This is a genomic window from Pseudarthrobacter sp. RHLT1-30-1, from assembly GCF_059383415.1.
The window spans coordinates 423,231-439,979 of record NZ_JBWZCG010000001.1 but is presented as its reverse complement, the minus strand read 5'-3'; the positions used below and the strand labels follow the sequence as shown (position 1 = coordinate 439,979).

Sequence of the window (16,749 nt, the reverse complement as noted above, 5' to 3'; positions counted from 1 at the left end):
GGCTCCCCCGGTCAGCGGGTCAAGGGGTCAGCAGGTCAGTGCCGCAACCAGCCGTCCGGCGTTGGCCTCGAGCCAGACGCCGCGGCGGCGGATCTGCCCGCCCACGCCGGCGTCCCACATCCGCGCCCAGCCGCCGCCGATCACCCGGGCGTTGTGTTCCATCCGCTGGTAGCTGAGCGCCGTCGCCTCGACCCCGAAATCCGGCAGCCGGCGTCGTTCTTCCTCGCTCCAGCCGTAGCCGTCGGCGAAGATCCGGAGCCGCCGGAACGGGTCGGTCGCCTCCCAGCCCGGCCAGGCATCGGCCGGATCCCGGAGCGGGACCCAGTGCGACGCGGTGTTAACGGAGTCCCTGAACGCCGTGCTGGGGCCGGCCAAATCGAAGTCCACCAGCCCGGCGGCGCGGCCTTCCCGGACCACCACGTTCTGCGGGGTCACGTCCAGGTGGCAGACGAGCTCGGCCGGATCCTGGCGGACCGGGCGGGGCGGAAACGGGTGGGCGTCCGGCACGAAACCGGCTGACGCAGCGTGCAGCCGGCGCAGCAGCTGCGCCACGGAGGCCAGGAGCTCCTCGGACTGCACCCAGGATTCCGGGAAGGGTCCGGCGCACCGCCCGGGCAGGAACGTCAGCACGTCCCTGCCCTCCGCGTCCCGGCCCAGGAACCGCGGCGCACCGTCGAACCCGGCGTCCTCCAGCCAGTCCAGGTACGCGGCGACCGCCAGGGACTGCGGCTGGTGCGGCCGGCGGACGGTTCCGCCGACCCGCACGACACCGTCGGTGACATCGCCCGCCGGCAGAAGTTCGACGTCGGACGCCTCGCCGGCGGCGGGGACGTGGACGCGGGACTCAAGCGGTGCGCGTTGCCCTGGACTCATCGGCTCAGCGTACGCCGCCCATGAGCTTCTTGATCGCCGGTGAGGCGGCCGCCAGGCCTACGGCCAGCAGCATGGCGGTGCCGCCGATGCCGATGAAGTAGGGCAGCTCGTCGTCCGGGTTGTACAGGCCGGACAGGATGCCGGCCAGCGTGGTGCCCAGCGACACCGAGAGGAAGAACAGCGCCACCATCTGGGTGTGGAACGCCTTCGGGGCCAGCTTCGTGGTGACGGACAGGCCGATCGGGGACAGGAACAGTTCCGCCAGGGTGAAAAGGAACAGGATCCCCACCAGTGCCAGCAACGGGGTCTTGCCCTCCCCGGCGAGCGGGATGAAGGCCAGGAACGCCAGGCCCATCACGAAGAGGCCGACGGAGAACTTCAGTGCCGAGCCGGGCTGCCTGCGGCCCAGCCTGGTCCAGAGGGCGGCCATAACGCCGGCGAAGATGATGATGAACACCGGGTTGATGGACTGGACCCAGGCGGCCGGCATTTCCCAGCCGAGCAGGTTCCGGTCCAGTTTCTCCTCCGAGTAGACCGCGATGAAGGTGAACTGCTGCTGGAACAGCGCCCAGAACGCAGCCGAGGCGACGTACAGCGGGATGAAGGCCGCGACCCGGCGGCGTTCGGTGCCGTTGACCTTTTTGCTGCTGAAAATCAGGCCGAAGTAGAGCACGGACGCCCCGATCGCCGCGTAGGCCATCGACAGGGCCAGGTTCCCGGCATTGACGATGCCGGTGGCCAGCAGCACGGCGATCACCGCGGCGATGCCGGCGAAGCGCAGGCCATACCGGGTGCGCTCGGCGGCGGGCAGCGGGTTGTGCACCAGGTGCGCCTCCCCGGGCAGGTTCTTGCGGCCCAGCGCGTAGATGACCAGGCCCACGGCCATGCCGGCGGCGGCGGCGCCGAAGCCCCAGTGGAACCCGTGGCTTTCCTGCAGCCAGCCGGTGACCAGCGGGCCGATCAGTGCGCCCGCGTTGATGCCCATGTAGAAGATGGAGAATCCGGCGTCGCGGCGTTCGTCCTGTTCCCGGTAGAGGCTGCCGACCAGTGCGGTGGCGTTGGCCTTCAGGCCGCCGGAACCGACGGCGACGAGTACCAGGCCGGCGATCAGGCCGGGGATGCCCGGCAGCAGCGCGAGGGCGATGTGGCCGGCCATGATCAGGATGGCGGAGCCGAAGAGCACTTTTTCGGAGCCGAAGAGCCGGTCTGCGAGCCAGGCGCCCAGGATGGTGGAGAGGTAGACGCCGCCGCCGTAGGCGCCGACGAGGCCTGCGGCCAGGCCCTGCTCAATCCCCAGGCCGCCTTCGGCGGCGGTGAAGTACATGTAGTAGAGGAGGATCCCCTGCATGCCGTAGAAGGAGAAGCGCTCCCACATTTCGACGGAGAACAGGCTGGCCAGCATCTTTGGGTGACCAAAAAAGGACGAATCGCCCGGCGTTGTAACGGGGGGATCAGATAAATGAGTAGTGCTCATTTACTTAATGCTGACAGTGGGACGCGGGAATGTCACATTCCGGGCGCCGCGGGGCGGGCTGCTGGCCCGGCTTCTGGCCCCCCGGGTCCCCCGCTCTGTGCCCCGCTTCCCGCCGTTGCCGTGTCAGTGGATGCTGCTCTGGACGCGGAATAGCAGCCGTACGTGATACCGCATTGTGAGGGCGGTGCGCCGCGGCGTGGGCCGGGCGCAGCCGGCGGGCGGGCGCGGGGCTACCCGGCGTCGAACATAATGACCTGGCGGACCGCTTTCCCGTCGGCGAGCTGGTCCATGGCCTGGTTGATGTCCGCAAGGGCGATGCGGGCCGAGATCAGTTCCTCGACCGGGAGTTTCCCTTCGCGCCAGAGCTGGGCGTACTTGGGAATGTCCCGGGCCGGCACGGCGGAGCCAAGGTAGCTGCCGACGATGGTCCGGGCCTCGGCTGTGACGGTCAGCGGCGAGATCTGGGCCCGCGCATCCGGGTGCGGCAGGCCCGCTGTGATCGTGGTGCCGCCCACCGCTGTCGCGGCGAAGGCGGTTTCGAAGGCGCGCGGGTTCCCGGCACATTCGATCACGTACCTGGCCTTGACGCCCTGTTCCACAACCTGCTGCGGGGTGTACGTTTCGTGGGCGCCCAGCCGGCGGGCGTGCTCCAGTTTTTCGTCCAGCGTATCCACGGCAACAATCCGCGAGACACCCTGCGAGATCGCCGTGATCAGCGCGGCCATGCCGACACCGCCGAGGCCCACAATCATGATGCTGTCCTGCGGCCGCGGCCGGGCCGCGTTCAGGACGGCGCCGCCTCCGGTCAGCACGGCGCAGCCGAGGACGGCGGCGATGTCGGCGGGGATGTCGTCCCCGACCGGCACGGCAGAAGCGCGGTCCACGACGGCGTGGGTGGCGAAGCCGGAGACGCCCAGATGGTGGAAGATCTTTTCGCCGCCGCGGTCAAGGTGCATGGACCCGTGCAGGAGCGTGCCGTCGCCGTTGCTCTTCGACCCCGCGGTGCAGGGGAGCCGTCCGTCCTCGGCGCAGTTCGCACACTTTTCACACCGCGGCAGAAAGGACATCACGACGCGCTGGCCCGGTTCCAGATCCTTAACGTCCGTGCCGACCTCGACGACGCGGCCGGCGGCCTCGTGCCCCAGCAGCATCGGCACCGGGCGCACCCGGTTGCCGTCCACAACACTCAGGTCCGAGTGGCAGATGCCGGCGGCCTCGATCCGCACCAGGATCTCGGTGGGCCCGGGGCCCGCCAGATCCAGCTCGGAGATGCTGATGGGCCGGGAATCCGCGTAGGGGCGAGGGCGGCCGATTTCCTCAAGTACTGCTCCGGTGATCTTCATTGATCCCTCTCGTCGGGAAGCTCTCAAAACTGGACATGTCCGGACCTGCTCAGCTAAACCGTAGCCGCACCGGTGCGTGAAATCACCCACACCGTGCGGGTCGCCACGCTAGCATCCGAGCTGCGTTGCCAGCTGAAGCAGCAGTGCCTCGGAGCCCAGCGGTCCGATCAGCTGGATGCCCATCGGCAACCCGGCACCCTTGGACCCGCCGGTCCAGTGCACCGGAATGCTGATCGCGGGCAGCCCGCACACGTTCACCATCGACGACCACGGCGCGTACTCGCACTGCTTGCGGTAGTCGCCGTCGGCGTCACCCGTCCACTCGGCCGCCGGCCAATAACCGTCCCCGTGGGCAGCGCCGGTGAACCAGCCCACCGGGCGGGGCGTCTGGGCCAGGGCCGGCATCAGCATCAGGTCCCAGCCGGAGTACTGGGCAACGGTGTCCCGCCGGAACAGCCGCAGGAACCGGAGCGCCTCGGCCAGCTGGGCCGGCCCGCGCTGCTGCGCGCGGCGCCGGAACGTCCGGGTCAGCGGGGTCAGGAGGGCCTCGCGCTGGGGCACGATCCGGGCGTCCCCGACGGCGGCGGTCCAGGCAGTGGTGAACGCTGCCGGGTAGCGGTTGTCGTAGCGGATCGAGGCCTCCGAGGTTTCGTGGCCGGCCGCCTCCAGCAGCCGGATGCCCTCGGCAAGCGCGTCGAGGGCCTCGGGGTCCGGGGTGAAGGGGAAGATCGTCTGCCACGGGCTGTCCAGGGTCACTCCGATCCGCAGCCTGGGCGGGTCCTGTGTGGCGAGCTCAAGGTATCCGGGGGCGGCAATCCCGGCGGTGCCGGCCCCGGCCGGGCCGGCCCCGGCCGGGCCGGGCACGAGGGCATCGAGCAGCAGCGCGGCGTCCGCCGCGGAGCGGGCCAGCGGCCCGGACACGACCAGGCCGGCCGGGTCGCCGGTGCTTTCGCCCGCGGGAGCCAGGCCGCGGCCGGGTTTCAGCCCCACCAGCCCGCAGGCGGCGGCCGGGATCCGGACCGAACCGCCGCCGTCGGAGCCGGGGGCAAAGGGCACCAGCCCGGCTGCGACCGCGGCCGCACTGCCGCCGGAGGAGCCTCCCGAGCTGCGGCTGAGGGCGTGCGGGTTCCGCGACGGCGGAGCGATCCGGTTCTCGCTGTACGCCGTCAGGCCGAACTCCGGAACCTGGGTCTTGCCCAGCGAGACCACCCCCGCATTCTTGAGCATGGCGACGATGGTGCTGTCGGCCAGGGCCGGCTTGTGGTCCAGGGCGGCGCTGCCGTGGGTGGTCACGACACCGGCAACGTCCGTCAGGTCTTTGAAGGCCACCGGCATGCCGTGCAGCAGAGCCAGCCCGGTCCCGTCCCGTCCCGCGCGGGCGTGGGCCCTGTCCGCGGCGTCCGCCTCCTGCATGGCCTGCTCCGCGGTGACGGTGATGAAGGCGCCGAGGTGCCGGTTTTCGGCGCCGATGCGGTCCAGGAAATGCTCCGTGGCCTGCCGCGCGGACAGCTCGCCGGCGCGCAGGGCGGCGCGCAGTTCCACCGCGGAGAGCTCGTGGATTTCAGCCAAGGTGGCGCGGCCCCGGTGATTCCCCGGCCGCACGCTCCGGGGGACATGCCCAGTGCTGGCGTGCGCTGGTGGACATGGTGGGATTGCGCCCAGCGGTGGCGCCGGGCGGAGGGCATGTCCGGTGGGTGGGGGAGCGGGGAGCCGCTGGGCCCGTGGGCCGGGCAGCTGCCCTTGATCTCCTGTGCGCCATGCCAGAAGCGTAACCTGCTGCGGGGTGAAGGTGCGTGGGTGCGGCTGGCGATACGCTGGAGTCAGACCATGCATTCTGCCGAAGGGACGACCATGAGCGACTTTGACACCGTAACCGTGTCCGACATCCCTGACGGGGCCAAGATCCTCGACGTCCGCGAGGACTACGAGTGGGCCGCAGGCCATGCTGCGGGGGCCCTGCACATCCCGCTGGACCAGCTTCCGGCCCGACTCGAGGACCTCGACCCGGACGAGGACCTTTACGTCATTTGCCGCACCGGGGGGCGGTCTTTCCGCGCCGCCCAGTGGCTCGCCGGACAGGGATATTCGGCCCTGAACGTCGCCGGCGGCATGGACCAGTGGCTGGAAACCGGAATGCCGCTGGTGTCCGACAACGGACTCAAGCCCGTCATCCTGTAGTAGAAGAAAGAAGCGCCGATGCCCGCATCACCCGTCACCTACACTTTCCTGGGACCCGCGGGCACCTTCACCGAGGCGGCCCTGATGCAGGTTCCCGGTGCGGCGGACGCCATCCGCATTCCGTCGTCCAACGTCAACACGGCGCTGGACAAGGTCCGTGATGGTTCGGCGGACGCGGCGATGGTGCCGATCGAAAATTCCGTGGAGGGCGGCGTCTCCGCCACCCTGGACGCGATCGCCACGGGACGGGAGCTGCGGATCCTGCGCGAGGCCCTGGTGCCGATCAGCTTCGTGCTGGTGGCCCGGCCCGGCACCCGGATCGAGGACATCCGGCGGATCTCCACGCACAGCCACGCCTGGGCGCAGTGCCGGCTCTGGGCCGACAATAATATTCCGGATGCAGAATACATCCCGGGCTCCTCGACGGCCGCGGCGGCAATGGGCCTGCTGGAAGACGACGTCCACTACGACGCGGCGATCTGCGCCCCGATTGTGGCCACCGAGCAGCCAGGACTCGCCGTGCTCGCCGAGAACATCGGCGACAACCCAGGTGCGGTCACGCGGTTTGTGCTCGTTGGCCGGCCCGGCGAGCTGCCGGAGCCCACCGGCTCGGACAAGACCACTGTGGTGGTTCCGCTGCCGGAAGACCGCCCGGGTGCCCTGATGGAGATCCTCGACCAGTTCGCCACCCGCGGGGTGAACCTCAGCCGGATCGAATCGCGGCCCACCGGCCAGTACCTGGGCCATTACTTCTTCAGCATTGACGCGGATGGCCATGTGGCCGATGCGCGGATGGCGGACGCCCTGGCCGGCCTGCACCGGATCAGCCCGGCCACCCGTTTTGTGGGTTCCTACGCCCGCGCCGACGGGCACCGGACCGCCGTGGAGCCACACACGTCGGATCAGGCCTTCCGGTCCGCCCATGCCTGGGTCAAAGACATACTGTCCGGGGCATCTGTGGTGCCGGAATATACGTCCAAGGCTTCGCCCACAGCGTAGACAAATGCCAGTTTAGGCACTTCCGCCCCCCTGAAACAGTGCGTATGCTTGCCTGATCCATATTGGGGAAGGTCTCTACTGAGGGAGCAGATCATGGCAAACACCAGCCTTGAAAATGACGGCCAGGGAATGATCGTGAATCCCAAACCGACCGCTGACAACCAGGACTGGGACGGCGACGACGCGGACCGTGCGGACCGCCTGCGCTTCGAAGAGGAGCAGGCCATGATCCGCGAGCAATCCGAAGCGCGCGCCGCGAAGGCCGCCGCGGAAGCGAAAGTGACCGCTGACGCGCACAAGGAAGCCGCCAGGAAGGAAGCCAGCGCCTAGTCTCCCTCGGTGCCGTCCTTGACCCGGACGAGCAGCGAGCCGGGGGCAACCTGCACGGTGACTTTCGTGGCGGCACCGGACGGATCGCCGTCAACCTGGGTGGGCATCGGCTCCGCGCAGCGGATGGTGATCTTGCCGGAGCGGTAATACGTCATCACCGGCAGGTGCCTCTTGTGCTTCAGCACGATCTTCCAGTACATCGCCAGCCAGCCGATCGCGCTGCGCGGACTCATCACCACGACGTCCAGCATGCCGTCATCGATCATGGCCTGCGGGATGAAGTCGATCCCGCCAGGGATCAGGCCGCAGTTCGCGAACAGGACGCTGCGGATCTTCCGGCTCTGTTCCGGCTGGTCGTCCAGCGAGATGGAGACCTTCTTCCGGCGCCCGGGCAGGTGCCGCACGCCGGCCTCGGTGTAGGCCAGCCAGCCGACAGCCTTCTTGAGGCCGTCGTTGGTGTCGCCGATGACCTCGGCGTCCATGCCGATTCCGGCAATGACCAGGAACGTGTACTCCGCAGACGCGTTGGTACGGGAGTTCTCCACCCGCATCCGCGCCGTGTCGATGAAGCGCTGGTGCCCGAACAGGGCGGTCTGGACATTCTCGTGCAGGTCACCGACGTCGAGGTGGATGTTCCGGGCGAGCAGGTTGCCGGTGCCGAGCGGGATCAGGCCCATGGCGGTGTCCGTGCCGGCGAGGATGTCGGCCACGACCCGTACGGTGCCGTCACCACCGCCCACCAGCACAACGTCGGCGCCGTATTCGACGGCGGCCCTCGCCTGCGAGAATCCGGGGTCCCCGGCGGTGGTGTCGAAAAACTGCGGCGGCACCCAGCCGGCTGCGGCGCAGGCGTCTTTTATCATGGCGCGAGCCTCGTCCGACCGCGATTTGATCGGGTTCATCACCACGGCCACCTTCTGCTGGCCCAGGCCCGGACTGTGCGTTTCCTCCCACACGGCGCTGCGCGTGTGCCTGGCCTTGAGCTTGCGCACGCCCCACCAACTGGAGACGGCAGATGCCAGCACTGCCGCGATGATGAGGTACGGCAGCCAGTCGCTCATGGTGCTCCAACACTATCCCGCCGGCGGCCGGAGGCTGGTTGCCCGTGGATTGCCCGGTAATGCTGGCTGGATTGGATACTCTTGTCTGGTGATCGACGTAAAAGACCTCAGCGAAAATCCGGACAAGTTCCGAGCCAGCCAGCGCGCCCGCGGCGCCGACGAATCCGTGGTGGACGCGATCATCGCCGCGGACTCGGCCCGGCGCGCCGCCCTGATCCGCTTCGAGAACCTGCGGGCTGAGCAGAATGCCTTCGGCAAGAAGGTTGCGCAGGCCAAGGGCGAGGAGAAGCAGGCCCTGCTGGCCGAGGTCAAGGTTCTCGCGGGCGAGGTCAAGGCCGCCTCCGCCGGGGCCGACGTCGCCCAGGCCGCCCAGGAGGAACTGCTGCGCGGCATCCCCAACCTGATCGAGGACGGTGTCCCCGCGGGTGGCGAGGACGACTACATCGTGGTCAAAACCGTCGGCGTCCCCCGCGAATTCCCCGACTTCGAACCCAGGGACCACCTGGAGATCGGTGAACTGATCGGCGCCATCGACATGGAGCGCGGCGCCAAGGTCTCCGGTTCCCGGTTCTACTTCCTGCGCGGCGCCGGTGCCCGGCTGGAAATGGCGCTGCTGCAGATGGCCATGGAGCAGGCGATCGACGCCGGCTTCGTGCCGATGATCACCCCGACGCTGGTGCGCCCGGAGACCATGCAGGGCACCGGCTTCGACGTCAAGCACGACGCCGAAATCTACCGCCTCGCCGAGGACGACCTCTACCTGGTGGGCACCTCCGAGGTGGCCCTTGCCGGCTACCACGCGGACGAAATCCTTGACTTCTCCGCCGGCCCGATCCGGTACGCCGGGCAAAGCTCCTGCTACCGACGTGAGGCCGGCTCGCACGGCAAGGACACCCGCGGCATCATCCGGGTCCACCAGTTCAACAAGGTGGAAATGTTCATCTATACCACGGTCGAGGAGGCCCCAGCCGAGCACGCCCGGCTGCTGGCCTGGGAAGAGGAGATGCTGGCCAAGTGCGAACTGCCCTACCGGGTGATCGACACCGCCGCGGGCGACCTCGGCAACTCCGCCGCCCGCAAGTTCGACTGCGAGGCCTGGGTACCGACGCAGGGCGCCTACCGCGAGCTGACCTCGACCTCCAACTGCACCACGTTCCAGGCGCGCCGGCTCAACATCCGCGAACGCGTGGTGAATGAGGACGGGGCATCCAAGGGCACCCGCGCCGTCGCCACGCTCAACGGCACCCTGGCGACCACCCGCTGGATCGTCGCCATCCTGGAGCACCACCAGAACCCGGACGGCTCCGTGAACATCCCGAAGGCGCTGCAAAAGCACCTCGGCGGCATGACGGTCTTCCCGGTCATCTGAGCCGTTAGCGCAGCGGCAGCCACGCGGGCCGTCAACAGCTGTTCACCCCGGTTTCACCGCGCGCTGTGTCATGCGTCCTAGCGGCGGTCGGGGGTGTCTGCTCTACTTATTGGATGACAACATTGACTGAAACCTCAGTCGCCGGCAACGATGACCGGCGAGACAACAACCAGAACAACCAGAACGCCACGGCCCACAAGCTGATGGTAGCTCTCGACGTCGACGGCACCCTGGTCGACCACGACGGCCACATGTCCGTTCCCGTCCGCGAAGCCGCGCGCGACGTCGTGGCGGCTGGCCACCACGTCACGATCGCTACCGGCCGCTCGCTGAACGCAACGCTGCCCATCATTGAGCACATCGGGATCGAAAACGGCTACGCCGTGTGCTCCAACGGCGGGGTCACCCTGCGTCTGGACTCGAGCCTGTCCGACGGCTACGAGATCATTCACAAGGCGACCTTCGACCCGGGCCCTGCGCTCCGGGCACTGCGCAAGCGGCTGCCCACGGCCAAGTACGCCCTGGAGGACGAGGACGGCAATTTCCTCTCCACCGAGCGCTTCCAGGACGCGAGCTTTGGGGTGGAGGCAATCGGCGTCGACTTCCAGACCATGCTGGCCGCCACTGCCGTGCGCGTGGTCGTGTTCAGCGCCGAGAACACCCCCGAGGAGTTCAACGCGGCAATCCGTCACATCGGCCTGGCCGGCGTGACCTACTCGGTGGGCTGGACGGCGTGGCTGGACATCGCCGCCGCCGGCGTCTCCAAGGCCAGCGCCCTGGAGGTCCTCCGCGGACGGCTGAGCATCGGGGCGCACCGCACGGTCGCCGTCGGCGACGGCCGCAATGACATCGAGATGCTCGGCTGGGCCGCCCGTGGCGTCGCCATGGGCCAGGCGCCCGAGGAAGTCATCGCCGCGGCGAATGAAGTTACGCACTCCGTTTACGACGACGGCGCCGCCCACGTGCTGCGCAGCCTGCTGCTCTAACAGACCCGGGCTCGCGGTCAGCGCACCTCGAGGATCAGGCCCAGCAACCTGGCAGCGGCGGGCCGCGCCGCGTGTTCCTCATTCCACTGCGCCCGCGCCACGGCCTTGCTGACCGCCTGGGTGGTGATGCCGAGCGCCTTGGCCACCGCCTTCTGCTGCCCGCGGACCCCCGGGGTCAGCAGGTCAAGGACCCGCCATTCAGCGGCGCTGCGGTCATGGACGATGTGACCCAGCAGCCGCAGCACTGCCTCGGACTCCGCGGCGACGTCGGCCAGCGGGCCCTCCACGGCCACCGGGATCCGGTCCTTGCCGTTGCGCAGCCGGTCGACGGCCCGGCGGGCGTAAATCAGCCCATGGCCGGAGGCGTCCTTGATTTGGTTCGGCAACGGCTCATTGACCGGGCCGACGCCGATTCCGACGTACCAGCTGCCGGTCCGCAGCGCGACCAGCGCCGCTTCGACGGCCTGCTGGGGACGGTCCACAATTCCCTGGACCTCGTCCTCCACCGAGCGGTCGAAATCGAGGCGCGCCGGTATGTGCCGCAGGTCCCTGAGGAGCTGCGGCACGCAGTCGCCGTCGCGCCGGCTGTCGGTTTGGTTGATGGTCAGCGTGAACATTCTGGGACAACACTACCCGGTGGTAACGGACTGGCAAGCGCCGCCCTGGACGCCGGGCCCGGGGCTTGTTTCCGGTCCGGGGACGTGTTGCGATGGAGCTTGTGTGCCGCCTTAGACCCCCGTTGAAGCGAGGACTCCATTGACCAGTGACCTGAACGCCGACACCGAACTGGAGCTCGTGGACCGCTGGTGGCGGGCCGCCAACTACCTCTCCGTGGGGCAGATCTACCTTCGCGCCAACCCGCTGCTGCGGAAACCCCTGAGCGCCGCCGACACCAAGTCACGGCTGCTGGGCCATTGGGGCACCACGCCCGGTCTGAACTTCATCTACGCCCACCTGAACCGGGTCATCCGCCGGGACAGCCAAAGCATGCTTTACATCGCCGGGCCCGGCCACGGCGGACCCGCCGTGGTGGCGAACGCCTGGCTGGAGGGTACGTACTCGGAGATCTACAGCAATGTCGGCGATGACGAGCAGGGCATGGCTGAGCTGTTCCGGCAGTTTTCCTACCCGGGCGGGATCCCCAGCCACGCCGCCCCGGAAACCCCGGGGTCGATCAGCGAGGGCGGAGAGCTGGGCTACTCCCTGGCGCACGCCTACGGCTCCGTCTTTGACAACCCGGACCTGATCACCGCCGTCGTGATCGGCGACGGGGAGGCCGAAACCGGGCCGCTTGCTGCGAGCTGGCACTCCCACAACTTCCTGGATCCGGTGCATGACGGCGCGGTGCTGCCGATTCTGCACCTGAACGGCTACAAAATCGCCAACCCCACCATCCTGGCCCGGATGCCCGAATCCCAGCTGGAGCAGCTGCTGCGCGGCTACGGCCACGAGCCGCACTTCGTCACGGTGGGACATCCGGACGACACTGCTGCCGCGCACCGGGACTTCGCCGCCGTCCTGGACGAGTGCCTCCACGAGATCAGGGCCATCCAGGCCGAGCGCCGGGGTGGACCCGACGGCGGACCGGCCAGCGGCCAGACTTCCGGCGGCGGGCCTGAGGGCGGCCAGACTGACGGCGGCGGCCCCGCTGCGCGCTGGCCCGTCATCGTGCTGCGCTCCCCGAAGGGGTGGACCGGCCCCCGGATCGTGGACGGATTGCAGGTCGAAGGCACCTGGCGGAGCCACCAGGTGCCGCTGTCCGAGGTGCGCACCAACCCGGAGCATCTCGTGGAGCTGGGGGAGTGGCTCGAGTCGTACCGGCCCGGCGAGCTCTTCGACGACGCCGGGCGTCTGCGGCCCGATGTCGCGGCGAACGCCCCCGCGGGCCAGCTCAGGATGAGCGACACGCCTTACGCGAACGGCGGCGTCCTGCTGCGGGACCTCAAGCTGCCGAAGTACGAGGACCATGCCGTAGAGGTCGCGGAGCCGGGAGTCGAGCGGGTCAGCGCCATGGTGACGCTGGGATCCTGGCTGCGCGACGTGATCAGCCAGAACCCGGAGACGTTCCGGCTGTTCGGACCGGATGAGACGGCCTCCAACCGCCTGCAGGACGTCTACCAGGTCACGGACAAAGTCTGGCAGTACCGGATCGAGGAACTTGATGAGCATCTGGCCCGTGCCGGACGGGTCATGGAGGTCCTTAGTGAACACCTGTGCCAGGGCTGGCTGGAGGGATACCTGCTCACCGGCCGGCACGGCGTGTTCAGCTGCTACGAGGCGTTTATCCACATTGTGGATTCCATGTTCAACCAGCACGCCAAGTGGCTCAAGGTGCACCGCGAACTGCCCTGGCGCCGGCCGGTCGCCTCACTCAACTACCTGCTCTCCTCCCATGTCTGGCAGCAGGACCACAACGGCTTCTCGCACCAGGATCCCGGCTTCATCGACCACGCGGTGAACAAGAAAGCCGAGGTCATCCGGGTCTACCTGCCCCCGGACGCGAACACGCTGCTCTCCGTCATGCAGCACTGCCTCGAATCGCGGGATTACGTCAACATCGTGGTCAGCGGCAAGCAGCCCTCGCCGACCTGGCTGGGCCCCGCCGCGGCCGCGCATCACTGCCAGCGCGGCCTCGGAATCTGGGAGTTCGCCGGCTCCGAAGTTCCGGGCGAGGAACCCGACGTCGTGCTGGCCTGCGCCGGAGACGTACCTACTGTCGAGACGGTCGCCGCGGCGGAACTGCTGAAGGCCGGTGCCCCGGGGCTCAAGATCCGGGTGGTCAACGTGGTGGACCTGATGCGGCTCCAGGACGCCAGCGAACACCCGCACGGCCTGACGTCCCGGGACTTCGACGGGATCTTCACGGCGGACAAGCCGATCATCTTCGCTTACCACGGCTATCCGTCCCTGATCCACCGGCTGGCCTACCGGCGGACCAACCAGGAAGGGCTGCACGTCCGCGGCTACAAGGAGGAGGGCACCACCACCACAGCCTTCGACATGGCCATGCTCAACGGGATTGACCGCTTCCAGCTGGCCATCGACGCGATCGACCGCGTGCCGGGACTGGCGGAGAAGCATTCACTGTTGCGGCAGGCGCTGCAGGACAGCCGGATCCGGGCCCATAACCAGACCCGGGACCACGGTGAGGACGCGAAGGAAATCAGCGGCTGGACCCTCGGCCAGGATTAGCTGCCCAGCTGGGGTCGTTGGGCCCGCCGGGATTAGCTGCCCGGCTGGGGGTCGTTGAGCCCGGCCAGCCCGCCGGTCGGGAGATGGATCCAGCCTTCGCTCAGGGCGGCCCGGGCCTGGCTGGCGTCGGGGCGGAGGGTCGTGCCCGCCGCCACTGCCCGCGCGGTGAGGGATGCGATGAGGGCGTCGAACATGTCATCCGAGCCCGCCAGCTGGTCATCCAGCCCGGCCAGGTCCAGCCAGGGTGCCGCCTGCTTGAGCCCGCCAAGAAGCACTGCCAGCCGCTCCGTTTCGACGCCGCCGCGCCCCTTGTAGCCGCGGGCCAGCAGGCCCCAGCCTTTCAGCGACGCCGCCGGGTAGACCTCGGCGAGGCGGCCGCTGCCGTCCCTCGGCTGCGGCCCGTGGTCCCGCGCGATCTTCGCCTGGATTACAGCACAGCGCATCGCCGGGTGCGCCAACCGGTCGGCGGAGACGCTGAGCGGGATCAGCCCGGTCCGGGCAGTGACGAACCGGTCGGTGTCCCGGTACGCCAGCAGCCGGCGGCCTTCGATCCCGTCATGGTCCAGCACCGGGTGCGCCGCTGCGGCCAGGTGCCCGGCGATGAAGGGCAGGAAAGCGTCCGGCCAGCCCACGGGACAGTCGATGCCGGTCATGTCGCTGGTGCCGAAGAGCCGGACTATCTCCTCGTCGCCGACGTCGAGGGCCAGGTGGGCCAGGCGGGCGGTGCCGTGACCCCACTCGATCACGGCGGCCGCGGTCTTCCTGGTTGCCGCGGCGAGGTCGACGCCGAGAGTCTTCACCGGGGGCCGCCAGGGACGGTAATCAGAAGCATGGTCTCAACCGCATCTCCGGCTCAGGCCGGGCTGTACCGCAGGAAGGCGGGAATGCCGCCGGGACTATTGAGACCCTCGCCGGCGGCGAAGCGGGCCCACACGGCGCGGAGGGCCCGGCCCTGCGCATCGATTTCCTCCCAGGACGCGCCCACGAGAAGGCCCGCCCCCGCCCAGGTCTTTTGGTCCCCGAACAGCAGCGGCAGGTCCACGGTGTGCGCGGCCCCGTAAAAGTTACCGGGCGCCGCCCAGGACAGCACGTAGCTGTACGCCGTGCCGCCCGCCCGGGCGTGCCGCCGGGCGAATTTCCGGGCGGCCCGGCCGTACACCGCCTCCGTCACGGCCCAGCTGACGGCCCGGAGGACTGTGGCCCCAACCACCGGGACCTTGCCGAGCAGGCTGACGGCGCGGTTGCGCGGCAGGAACATCCGGGCCTCCTCGGAGGTGTGGCCGATCAGGACCTCGATCCCTGGTGCCGTGGCATTCCAGGCGTCCTCAATGCCGGATTCCGGCGGCAGGGGTGCGTGCCCGTACTGCGTGCCGAACGGCATGGCCGCGATCAGCCCGAACTTCCGGGCCACCTGCGACACGTGCCCCTCAATCTCCACCACGTCCATGGCAGGGGTGTCTTCGGTGACGGTTTCCGCTGCGATGCCCATCGCGGTGCTCATCTTTTCCCGGCCCCGGGTGATGCCCAGCGGTGCGCTCTGGATGATGGCGCGGCGGAACAGGCTGGGGGCTTCCGGCGTCGCCATCAGGTGGGCGACGGCGTCGCCGCCGGCGGACTGCCCGAAGGCGGTGACGTTTTTGGGATCACCGCCGAAGGCACCGATATTCCGCTGCACCCAGCGGAACGCCTCGAGCTGGTCCAGCAGGCCGAGGTTCGCGGGCCGGCCGGTGCCCGTTGCCAGGTAGCCGAACAGTCCCAGCCGGTAGGTCACGGACACGACGATGACCCGGTTTTCGGCGACGAGGGCTTTGGCGTCGAAGATGGCCAGGTCGCCGGAGCCGGAGGTGTACGAGCCGCCGTGCAGCCACACCATCACCGGGACGCGTTCGTCGTCCTCGAGGCCGGCCGGCATGGTGATCGAGAGCCGCTGGCAGTCCTCGCTGCCGGGGAGTTCGCCGTAGCGGGTGCCCAGGATGTCGTCCAGGAACGGCACCGGACCCTGCGGGCAGGCGGGGGAGAGGGATGTGGCCGCGAGGACGCCGGTCCGGTCAGGGGCGCTGACCGGAGGCTGGAAACGTCCCGCGGTGGCGTACGGGATCCCGGTGGCGCGGACGACGTCGCCGTCACGCCACCCGGTGATCGGGCCGCAGGGAGGATTAAAGGCCGGGGCAACGTTCATGGGGCAACGATTTCACACATTCCTGACCCGCCACTGACAGCTGCCCGCGCGGAACAGTCCCCTAAACAGCAACGCGGGGTCACCTACGGCCCATTGTCCGTGGCCGGATGGGCCGTAGGTGACCCCGCGTTGGAGTTGGAGGGGTTAGTGCGTGTGCGGGACGTAACGCTTGATGGAAGCCTCAAGCTCGGCCTCGGCAGCGGCGCGGTCGCCCCAGCCCTCGGCCTTGACCCATTTGCCCGGCTCAAGGTCCTTGTAACGGGTGAAGAAGTGCTCGATTTCCTTGATCAGGAAGTCGCTGACGTCGCTGATCTCCTGGATGTGGTCGAAGCGGGCGTCAACCGGCACGCAAAGCACCTTGGCGTCGCCGCCGCCGTCGTCGGTCATGTTGAACACGCCGATGGGGCGGGATTCAACGATGACGCCGGGGTGCAGGTCGAAGTCCTGCAGCAGCACCAGGGCGTCCAGCGGGTCGCCGTCTTCGCCCAGGGTGTTCTCGAAGAAACCGTAGTGCGTCGGGTACTGCATGGAGGTGAACAGGACGCGGTCCAGGCGGACGCGGCCGGTTTCGTGGTCGACTTCGTACTTGACGCGTGATCCCTTGGGGATCTCGATGGTCACGTCATGCTTCATGGAATACTCCTCGACGAATTCAGGGGTGCACGGTTTTCAGGGGGTGCGCGGCACACACAAAAGGCTGCCGGTGCCGCCGACTACTATTGAGGATATAGCGACAGGCCCTGGTTTCAGGAACTAGTGGGGACA

Annotated in this window: 15 protein-coding genes; 6 read left to right on the top strand and 9 right to left on the bottom strand. The window is 68.7% G+C overall.

Annotated elements, in window-relative coordinates:
- Positions 1 to 27: 27 nt before the first annotated feature.
- The 4 genes from AC50YM_RS02095 to AC50YM_RS02080 all read right to left on the bottom strand — a co-directional run bounded on the left by AC50YM_RS02095 (position 28) and on the right by AC50YM_RS02080 (position 5,259).
- On the bottom strand, positions 28 to 873 hold the full coding sequence (locus AC50YM_RS02095) for a phosphotransferase (protein ID WP_494955343.1): 846 nt from the start codon (positions 871 to 873) through the stop codon (positions 28 to 30).
- Positions 874 to 877: 4 nt separating this feature from the next.
- Complete coding sequence (locus AC50YM_RS02090) at positions 878 to 2,347, bottom strand: peptide MFS transporter (protein WP_494955342.1); 1,470 nt, start codon at positions 2,345 to 2,347, stop codon at positions 878 to 880.
- Positions 2,348 to 2,577: 230 nt separating this feature from the next.
- A complete protein-coding gene (locus AC50YM_RS02085; RefSeq protein ID WP_494955341.1) occupies positions 2,578 to 3,690 on the bottom strand; it encodes an alcohol dehydrogenase catalytic domain-containing protein in 1,113 nt (370 codons plus the stop codon).
- 108 nt (positions 3,691 to 3,798) lie between these two features.
- The gene (locus AC50YM_RS02080) at positions 3,799 to 5,259 is read right to left on the bottom strand and encodes an amidase (RefSeq protein WP_494955340.1); all 1,461 of its coding nucleotides are present in this window, start codon (positions 5,257 to 5,259) and stop codon (positions 3,799 to 3,801) included.
- A 282-nt stretch (positions 5,260 to 5,541) separates the two neighbouring features.
- On the opposite strand from AC50YM_RS02080, the gene AC50YM_RS02075 reads away from it, so the two are divergent.
- From AC50YM_RS02075 to AC50YM_RS02065, 3 genes are all read left to right on the top strand, one after another.
- The gene (locus tag AC50YM_RS02075) at positions 5,542 to 5,868 is read left to right on the top strand and encodes a rhodanese-like domain-containing protein (protein WP_494955339.1); all 327 of its coding nucleotides are present in this window, start codon (positions 5,542 to 5,544) and stop codon (positions 5,866 to 5,868) included.
- An 18-nt stretch (positions 5,869 to 5,886) separates the two neighbouring features.
- A complete protein-coding gene (gene pheA, locus AC50YM_RS02070) occupies positions 5,887 to 6,867 on the top strand; it encodes a prephenate dehydratase (protein WP_494955338.1) in 981 nt (326 codons plus the stop codon).
- Positions 6,868 to 6,960: 93 nt separating this feature from the next.
- Positions 6,961 to 7,197, top strand: a complete 237-nt coding sequence (locus tag AC50YM_RS02065) for a hypothetical protein (protein WP_494955337.1) — start codon at positions 6,961 to 6,963, stop codon at positions 7,195 to 7,197.
- On the opposite strand, the gene AC50YM_RS02060 is transcribed toward AC50YM_RS02065, so the two are convergent.
- Entirely contained in the window at positions 7,194 to 8,258 is a 1,065-nt protein-coding gene (locus AC50YM_RS02060) for a diacylglycerol/lipid kinase family protein (protein WP_494955336.1), read from the bottom strand. The two genes, AC50YM_RS02065 and AC50YM_RS02060, sit on opposite strands and share 4 nt — an antisense overlap.
- An 88-nt stretch (positions 8,259 to 8,346) precedes the next feature.
- Between AC50YM_RS02060 and serS the strand changes: the two genes are divergently transcribed.
- Both serS and AC50YM_RS02050 read left to right on the top strand, forming a co-directional pair.
- Positions 8,347 to 9,627, top strand: coding sequence for a serine--tRNA ligase (serS, locus tag AC50YM_RS02055; RefSeq protein ID WP_494955335.1), 1,281 nt, complete (start codon positions 8,347 to 8,349; stop codon positions 9,625 to 9,627).
- 113 nt (positions 9,628 to 9,740) lie between these two features.
- The gene (locus tag AC50YM_RS02050) at positions 9,741 to 10,613 is read left to right on the top strand and encodes an HAD family hydrolase (protein WP_494955334.1); all 873 of its coding nucleotides are present in this window, start codon (positions 9,741 to 9,743) and stop codon (positions 10,611 to 10,613) included.
- 17 nt (positions 10,614 to 10,630) lie between these two features.
- Here the strand turns inward: AC50YM_RS02050 and AC50YM_RS02045 are convergent, their stop codons facing one another.
- Positions 10,631 to 11,230, bottom strand: coding sequence for a hypothetical protein (locus AC50YM_RS02045; protein WP_494955333.1), 600 nt, complete (start codon positions 11,228 to 11,230; stop codon positions 10,631 to 10,633).
- Between the two features lie 139 nt (positions 11,231 to 11,369).
- Here AC50YM_RS02045 and AC50YM_RS02040 point away from each other — a divergent pair, with 139 nt between their 5' ends.
- Positions 11,370 to 13,805 (top strand): phosphoketolase family protein, encoded by a 2,436-nt coding sequence (locus AC50YM_RS02040; RefSeq protein WP_494955332.1) that lies wholly within the window; start codon positions 11,370 to 11,372, stop codon positions 13,803 to 13,805.
- Between the two features lie 32 nt (positions 13,806 to 13,837).
- On the opposite strand, the gene AC50YM_RS02035 is transcribed toward AC50YM_RS02040, so the two are convergent.
- The 3 genes from AC50YM_RS02035 to AC50YM_RS02025 form a co-directional block, all read right to left on the bottom strand.
- Positions 13,838 to 14,605, bottom strand: a complete 768-nt coding sequence (locus AC50YM_RS02035) for a DUF429 domain-containing protein (protein WP_494955331.1) — start codon at positions 14,603 to 14,605, stop codon at positions 13,838 to 13,840.
- 53 nt (positions 14,606 to 14,658) lie between these two features.
- The gene (locus tag AC50YM_RS02030; protein WP_494955330.1) at positions 14,659 to 15,984 is read right to left on the bottom strand and encodes a carboxylesterase family protein; all 1,326 of its coding nucleotides are present in this window, start codon (positions 15,982 to 15,984) and stop codon (positions 14,659 to 14,661) included.
- 144 nt (positions 15,985 to 16,128) lie between these two features.
- Positions 16,129 to 16,617: an inorganic diphosphatase gene (locus tag AC50YM_RS02025; RefSeq protein WP_494890114.1), complete on the bottom strand. Its 489-nt coding sequence runs from the start codon at positions 16,615 to 16,617 to the stop codon at positions 16,129 to 16,131.
- Between the last annotated feature and the right edge of the window lie 132 nt (positions 16,618 to 16,749).